The 17265-nt window shown below is 41.3% G+C and carries 14 protein-coding genes; 5 read left to right on the plus strand and 9 right to left on the minus strand.

The window, feature by feature from the left end:
* The first annotated feature begins 17 nt into the window (after positions 1–17).
* The 4 genes from preA (at position 18) to FZF09_RS17910 (ending at position 4522) form a co-directional block, all read left to right on the plus strand.
* Entirely contained in the window at positions 18–1292 is a 1275-nt protein-coding gene (gene preA, locus FZF09_RS17895; RefSeq protein ID WP_158737962.1) for an NAD-dependent dihydropyrimidine dehydrogenase subunit PreA, read from the plus strand.
* Positions 1293–1309: 17 nt separating this feature from the next.
* A complete protein-coding gene (gene hydA, locus FZF09_RS17900; protein WP_158737963.1) occupies positions 1310–2728 on the plus strand; it encodes a dihydropyrimidinase in 1419 nt (472 codons plus the stop codon).
* Between the two features lie 79 nt (positions 2729–2807).
* The gene (locus FZF09_RS17905; RefSeq protein ID WP_158737964.1) at positions 2808–4280 is read left to right on the plus strand and encodes an NCS1 family transporter; all 1473 of its coding nucleotides are present in this window, start codon (positions 2808–2810) and stop codon (positions 4278–4280) included.
* 17 nt (positions 4281–4297) lie between these two features.
* Positions 4298–4522, plus strand: a complete 225-nt coding sequence (locus tag FZF09_RS17910) for a hypothetical protein (RefSeq protein WP_158737965.1) — start codon at positions 4298–4300, stop codon at positions 4520–4522.
* Positions 4523–4978: 456 nt separating this feature from the next.
* Here the strand turns inward: FZF09_RS17910 and FZF09_RS17915 are convergent, their stop codons facing one another.
* Positions 4979–6592 (minus strand): PucR family transcriptional regulator, encoded by a 1614-nt coding sequence (locus FZF09_RS17915; RefSeq protein WP_158737966.1) that lies wholly within the window; start codon positions 6590–6592, stop codon positions 4979–4981.
* Positions 6593–6740: 148 nt separating this feature from the next.
* Between FZF09_RS17915 and FZF09_RS17920 the strand changes: the two genes are divergently transcribed.
* A complete protein-coding gene (locus FZF09_RS17920; RefSeq protein ID WP_158737967.1) occupies positions 6741–8294 on the plus strand; it encodes a PucR family transcriptional regulator in 1554 nt (517 codons plus the stop codon).
* A gap of 16 nt (positions 8295–8310) precedes the next feature.
* Here the strand turns inward: FZF09_RS17920 and panF are convergent, their stop codons facing one another.
* The 8 genes from panF to cpaB form a co-directional block, all read right to left on the minus strand.
* Positions 8311–9771, minus strand: coding sequence for a sodium/pantothenate symporter (gene panF / locus FZF09_RS17925; RefSeq protein ID WP_158737968.1), 1461 nt, complete (start codon positions 9769–9771; stop codon positions 8311–8313).
* A complete protein-coding gene (locus FZF09_RS17930; RefSeq protein WP_158737969.1) occupies positions 9768–10055 on the minus strand; it encodes a YhdT family protein in 288 nt (95 codons plus the stop codon). The genes panF and FZF09_RS17930 overlap by 4 nt, the downstream gene beginning before the upstream one ends.
* Before the next feature lie 346 nt (positions 10056–10401).
* A complete protein-coding gene (locus FZF09_RS17935; RefSeq protein ID WP_158737970.1) occupies positions 10402–11742 on the minus strand; it encodes an aspartate aminotransferase family protein in 1341 nt (446 codons plus the stop codon).
* A 284-nt stretch (positions 11743–12026) separates the two neighbouring features.
* Positions 12027–12854, minus strand: coding sequence for a type II secretion system F family protein (locus FZF09_RS17940; RefSeq protein ID WP_233269544.1), 828 nt, complete (start codon positions 12852–12854; stop codon positions 12027–12029).
* Between the two features lie 89 nt (positions 12855–12943).
* On the minus strand, positions 12944–13891 hold the full coding sequence (locus FZF09_RS17945) for a type II secretion system F family protein (RefSeq protein ID WP_158737972.1): 948 nt from the start codon (positions 13889–13891) through the stop codon (positions 12944–12946).
* Positions 13892–13893: 2 nt separating this feature from the next.
* Positions 13894–15321 carry a TadA family conjugal transfer-associated ATPase gene (locus FZF09_RS17950; protein ID WP_158737973.1) on the minus strand — a complete coding sequence of 476 codons (1428 nt, stop codon included), beginning with the start codon at positions 15319–15321 and terminating at the stop codon, positions 13894–13896.
* Positions 15322–15323: 2 nt separating this feature from the next.
* On the minus strand, positions 15324–16160 hold the full coding sequence (locus FZF09_RS17955; RefSeq protein ID WP_158737974.1) for a CpaE/TadZ family protein: 837 nt from the start codon (positions 16158–16160) through the stop codon (positions 15324–15326).
* Between the two features lie 15 nt (positions 16161–16175).
* A complete protein-coding gene (gene cpaB, locus FZF09_RS17960) occupies positions 16176–17255 on the minus strand; it encodes a Flp pilus assembly protein CpaB (RefSeq protein ID WP_158737975.1) in 1080 nt (359 codons plus the stop codon).
* Between the last annotated feature and the right edge of the window lie 10 nt (positions 17256–17265).

Consider the following 17265-nt stretch of genomic DNA (forward strand, 5'->3'; position numbering starts at 1 on the left):
CAAAGGAGGAATGAAACGTGGCTGATCTTACCACATCGCTAGCTGGCATTACCTCCCCCAACCCATTTTGGTTAGCTTCTGCTCCCCCTACAAACAGCGGATATCAAGTGCAGCGGGCTTTTGAAGCAGGCTGGGGAGGTGCCGTTTGGAAAACTATGGGCGACCCTATTTTAAATGTATCTTCCCGTTTTGCCAGTACAACTTTTAACGGTCAACGAGTAGCAGGATTTAATAATATCGAGCTTATCACCGACCGTTCCCTCGAGGCTAACCTTCGTGAAATAGAGGAAACGAAACGGAAATTTCCTGACCGAGCAATCATCGGATCTATTATGGTAGAACCCCAACAAGAAAAGTGGCACGAAATCGTAAAAAAAGTAGAGGCAGCAGGCGTAGATGGTCTGGAATTAAACTTCGGCTGTCCTCATGGAATGGCAGAACGCGGAATGGGCTCTGCTTCTGGTCAAGTTCCTGAACTAGTTGAGAAGCAGACATCCTGGGTAAAAGAAGCAGCTCAAACACCGGTAATCGTGAAATTAACTCCTAATATTACAGATATTACCTTTACCGCTCAAGCTGCCGTACAAGGAGGCGCAGATGCAGTCAGCATGATTAATACCATCAACAGCCTTGCTGGTGTTGATCTTGACACGTGGAATACGATTCCTAATGTAGCCGGCAAAGGAGCTCATGGCGGATACTGCGGCCCGGCTGTAAAACCAATTGCTCTAAACATGGTATCTGAAAGTGCCAGACATCCGGAAATATCGGTTCCTATTTCTGGAATGGGCGGCGTTTCCTCTTGGAAAGAAGCTGTAGAATTTATGCTGATGGGTGCATCCAATGTTCAAGTCTGTACTGCTGCGATGCACCATGGCTTTCGTATCGTAGAAGATATGATAGACGGACTGAACAACTATTTAGATGAAAAACAAATATATAGTGTAAACCAGCTTATAGGTCAATCCGTTCCTAAATTTTCCGACTGGGGAGAGCTTGATCTAAATTATCGTGTTGTAGCTAGAATAAATAACGATGCCTGTATTAACTGCAATAAATGCCATATTGCTTGTGAGGACACCTCGCATCAATGCATTGATATGCACAAAGATGATCAAGGAAACGATATTTTACAGGTTAGAGAAGAAGATTGTGTAGGATGCAATCTCTGTTCGATTGTATGTCCGGTGGATGGAGCGATTGATATGGTTGAGGCACCACGGCAAACGGGAGATGAGCCTATGACATGGAATGAAAGACAGTCGCTGCTTTCCTTGATGCCTGCTAAATAAGAAAGGAGAATGCCAAAATGAACCGTACAATTATTAAAAATGGCACCATTGTAACCGCAAGTGATTGTTATCAAGCCGACATTCTCATTGAAGGAGAGACAGTCAAATCAATCGGTAATGAGCTCCCCGAACAAAATGCGGATATCATTGATGCTTCTGGCCGTTATGTATTTCCTGGAGGTGTTGACCCTCACACCCATCTTGACATGCCGTTTGGCGGAACTGTAACAAAAGATGATTTTGAAACTGGAACGATCGCTGCTGCTTTTGGCGGCACCACCACTATTATCGATTTTTGCTTAACAGATAAGAACAAGCCGCTTGAAGACTCTATTCAAACGTGGCACATGAAATCGAAAGATAAAGCAGTCATTGATTACAGCTTTCACCTTATGATCGGCGAAATGAACGAAAAAGTGATGGAACAATTGCCTGCTATTATAGACAATCACGGCATTACCTCTTTTAAAGTCTTTATGGCTTATAAAAATGTATTTCAAGCTGATGACGAAACCCTTTTCCAAACGCTGCTGGCCGCAAAAGATCTTGGTGCTCTAGTCATGGTTCATGCTGAAAATGGGGATGTTATTCATTATTTAACAGAAAAAGCGCTGGCAGAAGGAAAAATAGAACCAATTCATCATGCCTTAACCCGTCCTCCAGAAATAGAAGGAGAAGCGACAGGACGAGCGGCTCAATTAACGGATCTGGCTGATTCCCAGCTTTACGTGGTTCATGTCTCATGTGAAGAAGCTGTTCAAAAAATTGCTGAAGCAAGAAGAAAGGGAGCCCGTATTTATGGGGAAACATGCCCTCAATATTTAATGCTTGATCAAAGCTATATGGAAAAACCAAATTTCGAAGGAGCGAAATACGTATGGTCTCCCCCGCTCCGCGAAAAGAAAAACCAGGATGTCTTATGGAAAGCCATTCATTGCGGTGATTTACAAACAATTGGTTCAGACCAATGTTCCTTTGACTTTAAAGGGCAGAAAGATCTAGGTAAAAATGACTTTACTAAAATTCCAAATGGTGGACCGATGATCGAAGACCGCTTCAGCATTCTTTATTCTGAAGGCGTGGCAAAAGGAAGGATTTCGTTACAAAAGTTTGTCGAACTTACTTCTGCCAAAGCAGCGCAACTGTTTGGCCTTGCTCCGAGAAAAGGAACGATTGCAGCCGGAAGTGATGCCGACCTCGTTATTTTTAATCCGGAGGCAACTAGAACCATAAGTGCAGATACCCATCATATGGCAGTTGATTACAGTGCATTTGAAGGGATGAAGATAACTGGAGAAGTAGAAACCGTGCTTGTAAGAGGCAATACTGTCATACAAGATAAACAACTGGTCGCCGTACCAGGCTCTGGCTCTTATTTAAAAAGAGAAACATTCAACCAGCAACACTCCCCTTTTCGGGAAACGGCATCTATGTAACCAAAAATGAAAAAATGAACTTTCACAAAGAAATTGGCTCCTGTCAAAAAATCAAAATAATAAAAAAGGAGAGGTAAGTATGAATCCAAAAGACCGTTATTTAAAATCCCCTGACTTGCTGCCAGTTTCTCATGCTAAAAAGAAAATAAGCACCTTTGGCTTTTCTTTGATGTGGGTAGGGATGGCCGTCGTCCTGGCCGCTTTTGCGATTGGAGGAGACGGGGTACTTGGCCTTCCGCTTGGCTGGGTAGTTCTTGCTTCTCTAATAGGTTCTGTTGCCATCGGCCTTTTCATAACCATCGTCGGGGATATCGGTATTGAACACGGTCTTTCGTTTCCAGTTTATATGCGGGCTCCATTTGGTACAGCAGGCACCCATATCCCTTCACTCACCCGCGGAGTGACCGCTTCCATATGGTTTGGGATCAATACATTTTTCGGATCCACTGCTATTAATGGTATTTTGAATATCTTAACTGGTTTTGATAATTGGCTTCTCTGTTATGCAGTATTTGCAACCGCTCAGCTTGTGAACACTGCTATCGGCATTAAAGCAGTAGAACGCTTCGCCGACCTGGCTGCACCAGTTATTATCATTATCTCCATCTGGATGTACTTTGTCTTATCCAATGCCGCATTAGAAGGGGGAAATAATGTATGGAACAGCGTGGAAGCACCGCTGACCGGCACCGCGGCAATCAATGCTTTCCTTATTGTTATATTCGCTAATATGGGATTTTGGGCAACACTTGCGGCTGACATCCCTTCGATTTCACGATTTATTAAAGCTCCTCAGTATGAAAGAAGCTGGGTGAAGCGTAATAAAGGAACGCTTGTAGGCAGTGTCGTGTCCTTACCTTTAGTGCAGACGTTTATGGTTCTGATCGGCGGTGTGTGCTATATTGCACTCGGTAACTTTGATCCAGTTGTTGCCCTGCAAGAAACCGCAACCGGTATAGGGCTAGCTGTCTTGCTGTTAATGATAGTGTTTGCCCAATGGTCCACCAATACATCTGCTAATGTCATTCCGGCAGCGACGATCTTTTCCAATGCGGGAGGTCCTAAAGTTCCCTTCTACGTGGGAGTTTTCATGGCAGGGATTGTAGGCACCGCTGTACAGCCGTGGATGCTGTTTGAAATCTTAGTTCCCTTTCTCCTCGTCGTAGGCGGTATTTTGTCCGCCATTGTTGGCATATTAATAACCGATTACTATATTCTGAGAAAACGGCGCGTGAATGTACCAGATTTATACCGTCATGACGGACAATACCAATATTACAAAGGAATGAATGCAGCTGGTTTTCTGGCCTGGATTATCGGTGGAGCCAGTGCATACCTGTTAATGGATTATTCATTCTTAGTTGGTTTTGCAGTCGGCAGCGTAAGCTACTATATGCTTGCAAAATACTGGTGGTTTCCAAAATATAAGCAAGCTGAAATTGAAGACCCGGATGATGAAAAATACCTGGGTATTACCGTAGGACGAGACTGGACGATTGAAGCAGAAGAAGAACCTGTAAAAGAAAAAACAGCAAAGGTTCAAACCCTATAAGATAAGGAGACAAGCCTATGCACGAGCACAAAGAGTTTTTAGAAGAAAAAGAACAAATAGATCGATTAATAAACAACGGTTTCTTTATTACAGATGTCACCGAAAATTTAGAAGGCGCCTTTGTACAGTTTTCCAACGGAGCTGACACGGAGCAGCTCCATATACAAAGCGCCAGCGCCAGAAAGTATTTTTCTTTTTTATTAAAAAAGCAAAAAGAAGACACCATATCTCCCTTTACATGAGCAGAAACAATTTATCAGCTGACAGCCCAATAGTTAACTATTGGGTTTTTCCTGGAGCTGGACGTGGTGGCTGTACCAGAGGATCACCTTGTCTTAGGCGTAAGGACACAGATTCCATAGTTAAGAAATCTAGTGCTCATGAGGATCCGTTATATTTTAAAAGCTAGGCTGTTCCCTGGTATAACAGGGAACTCATGCCGTTTCTTCGCTCATAGTTTCTTTTTAGCGCCCCCCTTACAGGATTGGGGCTCTGTTAATGTGAAAGTACTGATTTGTGCAAAAGCCGCTGAATTCGTGACGCTAAGCACTGGTTCCCTCAATCTAACCATTAATTTTTTCTCCTAAGTGCCGATTCTTTTTGTATAACGCTGGACCTTTCCTCTTTACTGCTGAATCTGGAATTCGAAGCTGACTTTTCAGCATTATCTCCGATTCTTTCCTTCTAAGACGAAGAATTTAAATTTCACCATACTTATATTCATAAGCATGCATGGCTAACTCCAGCGATAATCGTTTAGGTGCTTTGATAATATCTTCACCTAACAATTCATGAATTTTTTTAAGCCGGTGATATAACGTTTGGCGAACAATATATAATGCTTTTGCTGTTTCCTGTTTTGAACCAAAACAGTTTAAATACACTTTCAACGTTTTTAGAAGCTGCCCCTGTTTTAGTTGATCAAAATCAATGAGCACTCCTAAATAATCATCTATAAAATCATCGATGTCCTTTTGTTCTTCCATCTGTAAGATGGTTCGGAAAATATGCAAATTCTCATAAAAGGGAATGGACAAATATCCTATCTTCTTTTTTACTTCATTTGTATCTTTTGCTGATATGAAGCTTTGCGATACATGGTTTAAATTCTTGACCACTTTTCCAAACACCATATGCTGAAAAAATGCTGTGTTGTCTTTTCCATCCCAGCTTTGCAGGGTGTGCAAGCTGCTAAACAACCGCTGACGAAATAATTCTCTCCCCTGCTCTCGTTCATTCAATAAAATAAATACAAAAAAGTCTTCAAACATAGAAGATAATAACAAAATACCTTGTTCTTTAAAGACAGAACGAGCAATCATAAGTTTTTGAATAAAAAAGCTATCTTTATCTAAGACATCTGCTTGAAGCTGTGGATTTTCTATTAAACCAATCACCGCTTCGTTTATCGTCCCTTTATAAGTCCGCTTTATTTCTATTTCGATGTCCCTTGGATGATGTTTATTGTGCAGCCAGTCATGAATCCACTGATTTTTTTTGTATTGCTGCCGTTCTTGCATATAAGCTGTTCGCATGACTTCTTGCGACACTGCAGTTGCGCAGCGTTCAAATGCTAATTGATCAAATTCAGTACATTTTCGGTCCGCATCAAACACAATAAGATCCGCAAAATGCTGATCTAGCACTATAATTGGTCGGAAAAGACGGTAAGGAGTTTCTTCCATCGTTTTATGATGCACCCATTCACTCACCTTGCGCTCTTGTTCTTCAATGGATAGATTCGGGACAAAATAACTTTCCCCTTGAATAGGCAGATAACATACAGCCAAACCGGTACTCTTATTAAATTCTTTTAGTAAATCTCTTATTCCTTTCCCACTCAAAAGCAGATGATTAAAAGATTGAGAGAGCTGTTCTAGTTCCTTTACCATTTCATAGTGCTGATGAATAAACATACTGTGCAAATCCTGAGTAATATCAACATACCTAACTTTTTTATGAAATAAAATAATCGGAAAATCATGCGCTTTAGCAAGAGATATCATGCTCTCTGGCAACGTATCGGTATAGGTCCCCATTTCTACGCATAACCCAGAGACCCCGCTTTCAATTAATTGACGCAGAAAAGAAACAGAAAGCTGCTCTCTATCATGCCAGCCAATCCCAGTGGTCAAGACTAATTCATTTCCATTTAATAATTCATCAAGATGGGTGACTTCCACAATGTGGACCCACGTAACCGTTCGACGTAATGCCTTTTCACTAGCAATAACACTAGCCTCCGCGAACGCGGGACGTTTTAATATTTCAGAAATGGTTGTATGTAGTATCGGTTTCTGTGAAACAGTCATGCCGTTCCTCTCCCAACTATTTTTCCTTTTTAACATCTTGTAATATAAATCGTATAAGTTATTATAAGAAAATAGATATAACTTAACATATTGTCTGCTATATTATCTTACAGAGAAAATCCATTCATACAAGGAAGGCGGGATAGAAATGGGGGATTTAAACATGACACAGCTGACTGTTCAGGACGTATTGAAACGTCGGCTCTTTCAAGAGGCAGAAGTCATCGGTTCACCAGCCTCTTTACATAGGGAAGTAGAATGGGTTCATATTATGGATATAACGAAGGTTGGACAATTACTGAATGGAAATGAACTGATTCTTTCTACTGGGATAGGGTGGAAAGATAATGAAGAGGACTGCCTTTCCTTTTTACGGCAGCTCATCGACAACGGTTGTGCTGGCTTATGTGTGGAATTAGTAGAATACACGCATACGTTACCCAAATCTGTTATTGAATTAGCAAAAGCCAAATCGTTTCCTCTTATTCTTTTTCATGAAGAAGTGAGATTTATCGACATAACCCAAGACCTCCATTCTATCTTCTTAAACCGCCATCATGAAATGATGACCGAATTAGAAACACTTTCTTCTTTACTAAATAATGTCTTATTATCCGGTAAAGGCCATGCTTCCCTGCTTAAAGCTTTTCATCAATTTACTGGCCTCTCTCTTCGGTTTCAAACGCAGCAAGGCACAGAATTACTTTTCCCTCACGATCATCGTGAGGATGGAAACGGCAACTTCTTAGAAACACGAGCCATTAAAATCATGAACCATGTCATCGCTCATTTAACTGTATCCTCCAAAAATCCTCTTAATAAATTTCAAAAGTTAGCAGCGGATAAAGCAGAAACAGCGCTGGCTCAGGAATTAATGCGGTCCATGTACATCGAGGAAAGAAAACGGCACCAAGAAGAATTATGGATCCAACATTGGCTGATGGGTAACTATACAGAAAATGAAATCACCGCTCACCTTCGTACGATACACCCAAATGCTTCTTTTTCCCGTCATGTCGTCTGTCTTGGAGGATTAAAACCAAGCCATAAAGAGGAGTCAGCGTCTCTTATCAGCCGAAGCATGATAGCACGCTCGCTTTTTGAAGAACGCGGCTTCACATTATTGATGGCCTTTTTTCAAGAAGAAATTGTCTATATTCTTCTTTTTGAAAAAAATATAAAGAACAAAGAATGTTATAAACGATTGAGTGAGGTTTTTACCATCCTTATAGAAAACGCGATCGTAAAAGATTTTTCAATTGGCCAGCCTCAGCCAGCTTTGGAAAAAGCGGCCCAAAGCTATCAAAGTGCACAAACCGCCCTTTCATTGAAAAGGCGGTTAGGCAGCAACGTATCATCTATTTACGAAGAACTGCATGTGTATCGTATCATTGCTGACTTGGAAGAGCGCGATGTACTAGGAGTTTATATAGAAGATTATTTGCATGCCCTTCTTCAATATGACCAAAAGAAAAACAGCCAGCTTTTACGAACATTGAAGTCCTATTTGAACCACCATGGCAATAAACAAGAAACAGCGAAAGACTTATTTATCGTTCGCCAAACCCTCTACCACCGGCTCCGGAAGATTGAAGAGTTAGCAGGCAGCGATTTTTTTGATATGCCTAAACGTTTAGCGATTGAAATAGCACTGATTGGCTATGAATATATTCACGGACCAATTATTACTGCGGACAGCTGATGTCAACATACAAATCTTATCCATTTGACGCATCATCTTGCAGGTTGGCATAAGTGATCGATCGATCGGTTAGTAAACTAGTAATAACATAACCAAGGAACGAAATGACGACGGGCAACGTAACGGTGTGCATGCCAAAAGGCTCCGGCCAAACGTTATGTATCACACTGTACGCGCCTACCCCTAAAATAATCGATGCCATCGCACCGTATTTATTGCCTTTCGCCCAGTACAACCCGAGTACGACCGGCCAGATAAATGCAGATTCAAGGCCGCCAAATGCAAACAAGTTTAGCCAAATGAGTAAATCCGGCGGACTTAAAGCGAGCGCGAAAACACTTATTCCAAGAACGGCGGTGATACCAAAGCTGATACTCTTTACTTTTTTCCTTGTCGCTTCAGGATTCACATAATTTAAATAAACATCTTTCACAATCGTAGAACTAACGAGTAAAAGCAAGGAGTCTACCGTAGACATGATCGCTGCCATAGGCGCCGCCAGCACAATACCAGCAAGCCAGGCCGGGAGTACTTCCATCGCTATCCTAGGCATCACAGAATCGGCAACTTCAATGCCAGGAAGAATAGGTCTTGCCATGACACCAACAAGATGCATGCCAAACATCATAAAAGCAACCACAACAGTTCCAATAATTAACGCCCGGTGCATTCCCTTTGAATCTTTGTAAGACATTGCCCGGACTGCGACCTGCGGAAGCCCTACAACACCGACTCCAACTAAAATCCAAAAGGATGAAACATATAATGGTGTTAAACTCCCGTCATGACCAAACGGGCTTACTAGATTAGGATTTTCATTCGCAAGATCGCTCATGATGTTCCCCATCCCGCCGCCGGCAATAATGGTTCCTACTAAAATGATTAATGTACCAAAAAACATGACGATTCCTTGCAGCGTATCTGTCACAGCAACGGCACGAAATCCACCGAAAATAACATAAATAATGACCGAAACAGCAAAGATGAATAAAGCCGAAATATAAGATAAGCCAGTTAATGATTCAATTAAACGGGCACCGCCAACCCACTGGGCGGTCATTGCAGAAAAAAGGAAAATAATAATACTAAGCGCACTGAGGAGTACAACCGCTTTGCTGTTATATCTGCCTTTTAAATAATCAACCAAAGTCACCGCTTTATACTGCCTTGCCTTTATGGCAAATTTTTTCCCTAAAATCATAAGGACAAAGTATCCCGTTGCCACTTGCGACATTGCAAGCAGCACCCAGCCAAGCCCTTGGCTGTAAGCAGCCCCAGGTCCTCCTACAAAACTGCTCGCACTTCCATATGTAGCAATCATCGTCATTGCTAAAATTAATCCGCCAAGTTCTCTGCTTCCTAAAAAATACTCCTGTAAAAAATTACTTTTTGAGGCTATTTTGCGCGAAGCCCAAAACCCTATAATAAAAATGGAAGCAAGAAAGATAAGCAGCGGAATAACAACATCCCAGTTCATACCTTCTCCTCCTCTTCCTCTACCTCAAAGGGAACTTCTTTAAAAAATGATTTCACAATGACAGCAACTAAAACCATCATTAGAATAGAACCTGCAACACAGCTGTAAAAAAACCAGGCAGGCATACCAAGGATATAGCTGTATTCTTCGACTGGAGCTGAACCGAGACCATAAGCAAAACCGAACCACCATATAAAATTAAAAAGAACAAGTCCTATGCCGATCCATGCCTCCCGGTGTGCCAACTTAAACCGCATATCCAGCTTTTTTTCTTGCTCTGCCATGACAAAACCTCCTTTTTTAAGATCTAATATTTTGAATCTTCTTCTTTTTTATTATAAAAAACATGTTTCAAAAGGGCCAATATTTCATTAACATCATGAAGGCTACGACATATTTAAAAACCCCTAAAGGTTCGATTTTTACTGCCTTCAAAAAGAGAAGGCCATTCTAATCGTATCACCTTTAAGGGTTCGTAGCACGTTTCAAACTCTTACATTATTTTCCTGTTCCTTACATAAAAATTGCACGCAAATGAAATTTTTTCATCAGAAGCAAGAGGCAAAACAAAGGCTGCATCTAGAACGCATTCTATACTGGTTGAAATTCTTTTTTGCCTTTTCTGTGTTTCTAATCATTGAACGCATTTTTTAATGTTTTTACGATAAATGTTAAATCTTCCTCGGTAATATTTAACGGAGGGGCAAGTGTGAGTACATTGCTGTAACCCGACACGGTGTCAGCGTTTTTTCCAACAATCAATCCGTTTTTCTTGCACTCTCCCATGATCTTAGCAAGATACGATGAGGATGCCGGCTTTTTTGAATATTTGTCCTCGACTAGCTCTAAGCCAACCAACAATCCTTTATGACGAATATTCCCAACATTTGGATGACTCTCAAGCTCTGCTAGTTTTTCTCGCAGCTTATCTCCGTTTTTCTTCGACTTCGTGCATAAATCTTCTTTTTCCATGATTTCAAGATTTTTTAAAGCAAGACGGCAGGCAGCTGGATTGCCTCCGAACGTATTAACATGGCGAAAATGTGAGTCTTCTCCTTCTTCTTTAAACGGTTCATATATTTCTTGGCGTACTGCTGAAGCTGCCAGCGGAAGGTAGCCGCTTGTAATACCTTTTGCCATCGTTACAATATCCGGGGTAATGTTATAGTGCTGAAATCCAAATTTTTTGCCCGTTCGGCCAAATCCGCAGATAACTTCATCGATCATAAGCAAAACGTTATGTTTACGGCAGATTTGCTCCACTTTTTTCAAGTAAGAGTCATGCGGAATAAGAATGCCTCCGCCGGTGATGATAGGCTCCATAATAACGCCTGCGACTGTTTCCGGACGTTCCCAAATGATAGTGTCTTCTATCATTTGCGCACATTCCAGGCTCCACTCTTCGAACGTTTTTCCGTTTGGTATTCTGTACTCTTCTGGGGCGTGAACGTGGACAAAACCAGGCGGAAGCGGCTCATAAAGATATTTTCGCTGAGCTTGACCTGTTGCTGCTAAAGCTCCTAACGTACTGCCGTGATAAGAACGGTAGCGAGAGATAAATTTGTATTTCTGCGGGGAGCCGTTTTGTTTATGATACTGACGCGCTAACTTAAAAGCTGTTTCATTTGCTTCGGAACCACTATTGGCATAAACAATGCGGTATTCCCCTTCTAACCAGTCATTTAACTTATCTGCTAATTCAATTGCTGGTACGTGGCTGTTTGACAGCGGATAATAAGGCAGTGTTCGAAGTTGTTCTGCAGCAGCGTCCGCTAGTTCGGTTCGTCCATATCCGGCATTCACACACCACAATCCAGACATTCCGTCTAACAATTGATTCCCTTCAATATCGGTGATCCAAGCTCCGTCCGCCTCTTGCACCACCATGGCGTTTTGATTTTTTTGGTACGGTTTCATGTGGTGCCATACATACTGGTTATCTTTTTTATACAATTCTTCAGGGGTACTCATTGAACGTTTCACCTCCACGCTATCATTTCTCATATCGTCTTCCATTTTCCTCTCACAAGGGTTCTTAAAATTTCCGTCATTTCTTTTAGCCCTCCCACCAAGTGTTTTATCTGGTTACGTTTCACTATAACGTAATTTGTTTGCTTTTTAATCTAACAAAGTGTCAATCATATTGTTCGAATAATTTTACTATTTGGAAAAGATACAGGGGGCTGCTTATTCGGAGTCGGATAGTATGTGTGGAAACCGGAAATTAAAACCTGACTTTTTAAATTTTCCCTCCGTTAAAAGGCCTCCATAAATTGTAATATTGCCGGGCCTAATAAGATGATAAATAAGGTTGGAAAAATAAATAGAACAAGCGGGAACATCATTTTAATGGGGGCTTTCATTGCTGCTTCTTCCGCTCTTTGCCTTCTGCTCTCCCGGACATCTTCTGCCTGGACTTTTAATACATTGACCATTCCAATCCCGAGTCGCTCTGCTTGGATAACATTGTAAATAAAGTTTTTCAGTTCATCGAAAGAAAGTCTTTCTAACATGCCGCTTAGCGCTTCTTTCCTTGTTCTTCCTAAACGCAGTTCTTCTAAACAGTTCTGGAATTCATCGGCCAGCACTCCCTGTTTACTAGTAACAACCTTACTTAACGCTGCATCAAAGCCAAGCCCCGCTTCTAAGCTTATTGTTAATAAATCGAGCGTATCCGGCAGTTCTTTCAGTGCATTTTGGATTCTTTTTTGAGCCTTCACCTTTAAATAATACCGCGGCAAAAACAGGGCAAGGAGAATGACTGCTAAAGCAATTAATACCGAACGGCTGACTGGCTGACCAAGAACAATAAACACAGCAAATACTATTAATGGAGAAGCAACAGCAAGAAGGTATTGAAATAATTGAAATTCTACAGGACTCCATCCAAAAGGCTGGCCTGCCTGAAGCAGTTTCTTTTCAAGCTGAGAGATGCGTTCTCGATTCAATTTCTTTTGGAACCGCTTCTTCACGTTCTTCCAACCCGGTTTAAAAACCCGCTGATAAAAAGATAACTCTTCTTCATCCATCTCTTTTAATGAAGCTTTAGTGTAGTAAAAATAAGTATTAATTCTTCTTTCCATGAGGTACTTTTTCTCATACCGGTAAACGAGCCAAGAATAGAGGCTGAGACTCACGAAAACAAAAAAACTAACATACAAAACGAGCATCTTCACACCTCAATTCGCGTAATTTTTCTTACCAAAATAAATCCTAATATTCCACTTATACCAGCAGCTATCAGCATAACCTGGCCGATTGGATGAGTGAATAATGTGGTAATGTACTCTGGATTCATAAGATAAATAACCATTCCTAAACCTAGTGGAAGAAGACTAATAATAATTCCGGATAACCGCCCCTGAGCGGTTAATGTTTTTACTTGATTTTCAATCCTTGTTCTCTCTCTTGTTGTCTCCACGATCTTGTCAAACAAATAAGCTAGATTTCCTCCTACCTGCCTTTGAATGACAATCGCTTCGACTAAAAGTTCTAAATCTTTACTTGGCATTCGCTTGGTCCAGGCATTTAATGCTTCTTCGAGTGTGCTTCCATATTGCATTTCTTTTAACACAAGCTGGACTTCTTCTTTCATAGGAGAAAAAGACTCCGCACCGACCATTTGCAAGGATTGAGGAAAACTAAAACCTGCCCTGAGAGACCCTGTAATCGTCGCCAGCATGTCAGGGAGCATATCATTAAATTGTTTTAAACGTTTTCTCTGCTTCTGCGTCAACCAAACCTTAGGAAAAATAAAGCCGACTAATCCTCCGATAAAAGCAGCACCGATCGATTGAAAAATGAGCTGTGCCAATCCCCCGCTGATTAAAACCGCAAATATATGAAAAATCATAAATTCTTCCGCTTTCATAGGAAGCCCAGCAGCTGTCAATTTTTTCTCAAGACTATCCTTTCTTTTTGTTGATTTTTTTTTGCGTACTAACAACAGGAGCAGCTTCTGATTATAATCTTTTAAAACATCTTTAAAAGAAAGTTTGGCAGCAGGACGTCGTATCTCTTCTTCTTTTGATTCCGTTGCAGAATGAGAAAAAAAAGAGGCTATTGTGATAAGAAATAGAAAACTAGTAATAAATATAGAGAGAACTAGTATCACGGCCATACTTACTCACCCATCCCTTGCTCCATAAAGATAGACGGACTGAGGTAAATGCCCTGGTGTTCCATATGCTCGTAAAATTTGGGCCTTACCCCGGTAGGAACAAGCTTTCCAATAATTTTGCCATTTTCGTCTATACCCATCTGTTGAAAAGTGAAAATTTCCTGTAAAACGATAATATCTCCTTCTAGTCCCTGTACTTCCGTAATGCTAGTAATGCGGCGCGTTCCGTCCCTCAATCTGGATTGTTGAATAATCACATCCAGTGCTCCAGCGATCTGATCTCGGATCGCTTTAACAGGTAGTTCCATTCCTGCCATTAACACCATGGTTTCTAAGCGGGAAATCATATCCCGCGGACTGTTTGCGTGCCCTGTAGCAAGTGACCCGTCATGCCCTGTGTTCATGGCCTGCAGCATATCTAACGCTTCTCCACTTCTCACTTCTCCAATCACAATACGATCCGGACGCATACGCAGTGAGTTTCTTACAAGATCACGAATCGTAATGGCTCCTTTTCCTTCAATATTAGGAGGACGTGTTTCTAAAGACACGACATGTTCTTGTCCTAGCTGCAGCTCGGCCGCGTCTTCTATAGTTACAATTCTGTCTTCATTAGAAATAAAAGAAGATAAGACATTTAATGTCGTTGTTTTCCCTGAACCAGTACCGCCGCTTACAAAAATATTAAGCTTTGCTTCCACACATGCCTCTATAAACCTCGCCATTTCTTCTGTCATCGTTCCAAATCGTATGAGATCTTCAACGGTAAACGGATCTTTGGAAAATTTACGAATTGTAATGGTAGGTCCGCCAAGAGCTAACGGGGGAATAATCGCATTTACCCTTGAACCATCTTTTAAACGAGCATCAACCATTGGGCTGCTTTCATCTATCCGTCGTCCAAGAGGAGCTACAATTTTTTCTAGCACCTGCATGACATGTTCATTGTCCCGGAAAGTAACATCCGAGAGGATAAGTTTCCCGTTTCGTTCTACATATACTTGATCTGGACCGTTTACCATGACTTCTGAAACATCTTCATCAAGAAGCAGCGGATTAATAGGACCATATCCTGTCAGGTCATTCGCAATTTCTTCTATGACGTCTTCTCTATCACGTTCACTAATTTCTGGCATGTTATCATTTTCTGATATAATTTCAGAGATAATATCATCTAATTGGAGAGTGATTTCTTCAATATCTTCCTTTTTTCTTTCTTTTAAAATATGCTTAAAAACAAGGTTTTTAAGTTCAGCATGTTTATCTTCAGATTTATTAGCCCGCTTGTTTTCTCTGCCTTTCTCCTTTGATTGAACAGTCCCGTTCTTGTTGTTGAGAAGCTGTTCTGACTGAGCCTCCCTTTGCGCAGAAGCGTCATTCTTGATAGAAGACGGCCGGTTCTTTGATTGGATTCTTTCAAGCAAGCTCACGATTATTTCCTCCTTCTGCTTGTTACTCGTTGAATGATCCGCTGAAACCTTTTATGAGGAATATACGGAGTTCCGTAATGGGTCTCTGGGAATAATTCCTCGGCCATAGACATAATCGCTTTTGAAATTTCTAACCTTGGATAGTTTAAACAGAGCACCTGTCCTGTGTTTTGGGAATGGGAAACGTGTTTCCGGTCTTCCGGTAAATAAAAAACACGCTCTGCTTGAAGCAAGGAGGTGAGATCTTCTTTTATTAAACTTCCTTTGGCGGTAGAGCGATTGACTACTACGCTTATTTTGCCGTTTAATTCTAACTCTTCTAATATACCAATCATTAATTTAGCATTTTTTAACGCTGCCATACCTCCTGTAGTAACGACTACAATGTGGTCTGCATTTTCTATAAACGGCAGACTTCTATCATTTAAACCAGCGGCCGTATCGACTAAAAGATACTCATTGGCTTCTTTTAAGGACGTTATGACCCAATCCAAATGCTCCTCTGTAATAAGGTCAGCTTCTTCCGGGCGGGAAGGAGCAGAAAGGACACGAACGCCGCTTTCATGCCTATTGCATAAATCTATGAGTTTTTCTCTTTCTTGTAGATGGACAGTATCTTTTATCGTAACATCTGGTTGAATATCCATAGCTAGACTCAAATCGCCGAATTGCAAATCTCCATCAATAGCAGTGACTTTTTTACTTTTAGCTGCCAAAAGAGAGGCTGTATTTACAGTTAAGGTTGTACGGCCAGTACCGCCTGTTGCGCTGCATACGGCAATCATTTTTTTAGCAGTTTGTCTATGTACTTGAGATGCACTCGGTCTCTTACTGGCCATAACCTTATCCCCTTTCTATTCGTTTTCTAGTTCAATAATTCGGCTGCTTATCCACCCGCGGCTGCCATTCCCAAATTCCACAAGCACCCAGGATCGATTATCTTTATCCTTGACCATTTCATCTGTGTAGATCAGTTGTGTTCCTCCATCCACTACACTTAGTATGTTAGCTGTTAAGCTTGGTTCTTCCCGGATATTGGCTCTTGTCGTGAATGGAGTAAAATAAAAGCGCGCTTGCTCATTGCTATTATTTTCGGGCTCCTCTTCTACCGGCTCTTGTTCTTGTTCAGGAGTGGCTTCAAAAGGGTTCTCTTGCCCTTCGTTTTCTTCTATCGTCTCTTCTGGAAGCGGTGCTATAACAGCTGACTCCTCTATCGGTTCGTTTTCTTCTTCGTCTGTCTCTTCTTCATCGGATGGAATTTGCTTACTATGTAGAGCTAACTGAAGCGAGCCTGTTTCACTGCCATTAATGATCGTCACTGTATCCTCAACACTTAATTCCAATGTAACCGCCTGGTAATCTTCTGTTGACTCTTCTCCACTTTCATTTACTTGTGTCTCTGTCATCCGTTTACCGACCGATAATATTTGTACTTCTTCTAATAAAATTTCACTTTTTAATTCCTCACTGTTTTCTTCATTCCGTCTGCTTAAAACGACATCAACATAATCTCCGGGTTCAATCAGGTTGGACACAGAGCTTACGTAATCTACGTCAATCGATACCGCCCGCATCCCAGGGTCCACCCGCTGGGCAGCAGGAGCAGCTGCGTCATTTTCTTGTTGAATACGATGTTCTAGTATAACTTCCCCTTCTTCAATTGGATCTGCTGTATAAGCTCCTGTAACTTCATCTGCAGTACGTACCGCATTGGGATGAACCTGGTCCTCAGGCACTTCTCTTATTTCCAGTGAATCTTCGTTGATTTGTTGATTGGCCTCAAGGAAAACTGCCGCTATCACAACTTCTGTCATGGGTTCTGATTCAATGTCTACTGTTTCATTAGTCCCTAAACGATTGATAAAAAAATAAAAAATAATTGTCGTTATTAGTCCTGCAAGTACAGCGAACAATACTAGTTTTTTAGGTCTCATGCTTTCCCCA

Origin of the sequence: Alteribacillus sp. YIM 98480 (assembly GCF_009765375.1) — a bacterium.
In the GTDB taxonomy this organism is placed as follows: domain Bacteria; phylum Bacillota; class Bacilli; order Bacillales; family Marinococcaceae; genus Alteribacillus.

What these genes read in the sequence shown, in the direction of transcription:
- FZF09_RS17905 (WP_158737964.1), top strand. Translation starts at nt 2,808, where the DNA reads ATGAATCCAAAAGACCGTTATTTAAAATCCCCTGACTTGCTGCCAGTT.
- hydA (WP_158737963.1), top strand. Translation starts at nt 1,310, where the DNA reads ATGAACCGTACAATTATTAAAAATGGCACCATTGTAACCGCAAGTGAT.
- FZF09_RS17910 (WP_158737965.1), top strand. Translation starts at nt 4,298, where the DNA reads ATGCACGAGCACAAAGAGTTTTTAGAAGAAAAAGAACAAATAGATCGA.
- FZF09_RS17935 (WP_158737970.1), bottom strand. Translation starts at nt 11,742, where the DNA reads ATGAGTACCCCTGAAGAATTGTATAAAAAAGATAACCAGTATGTATGG.
- FZF09_RS17955 (WP_158737974.1), bottom strand. Translation starts at nt 16,160, where the DNA reads ATGGCCAGTAAGAGACCGAGTGCATCTCAAGTACATAGACAAACTGCT.
- panF (WP_158737968.1), bottom strand. Translation starts at nt 9,771, where the DNA reads ATGAACTGGGATGTTGTTATTCCGCTGCTTATCTTTCTTGCTTCCATT.
- FZF09_RS17920 (WP_158737967.1), top strand. Translation starts at nt 6,741, where the DNA reads ATGGGGGATTTAAACATGACACAGCTGACTGTTCAGGACGTATTGAAA.
- FZF09_RS17915 (WP_158737966.1), bottom strand. Translation starts at nt 6,592, where the DNA reads ATGACTGTTTCACAGAAACCGATACTACATACAACCATTTCTGAAATA.
- FZF09_RS17945 (WP_158737972.1), bottom strand. Translation starts at nt 13,891, where the DNA reads ATGGCCGTGATACTAGTTCTCTCTATATTTATTACTAGTTTTCTATTT.
- FZF09_RS17930 (WP_158737969.1), bottom strand. Translation starts at nt 10,055, where the DNA reads ATGGCAGAGCAAGAAAAAAAGCTGGATATGCGGTTTAAGTTGGCACAC.
- FZF09_RS17940 (WP_233269544.1), bottom strand. Translation starts at nt 12,854, where the DNA reads ATGGAAAGAAGAATTAATACTTATTTTTACTACACTAAAGCTTCATTA.
- cpaB (WP_158737975.1), bottom strand. Translation starts at nt 17,255, where the DNA reads ATGAGACCTAAAAAACTAGTATTGTTCGCTGTACTTGCAGGACTAATA.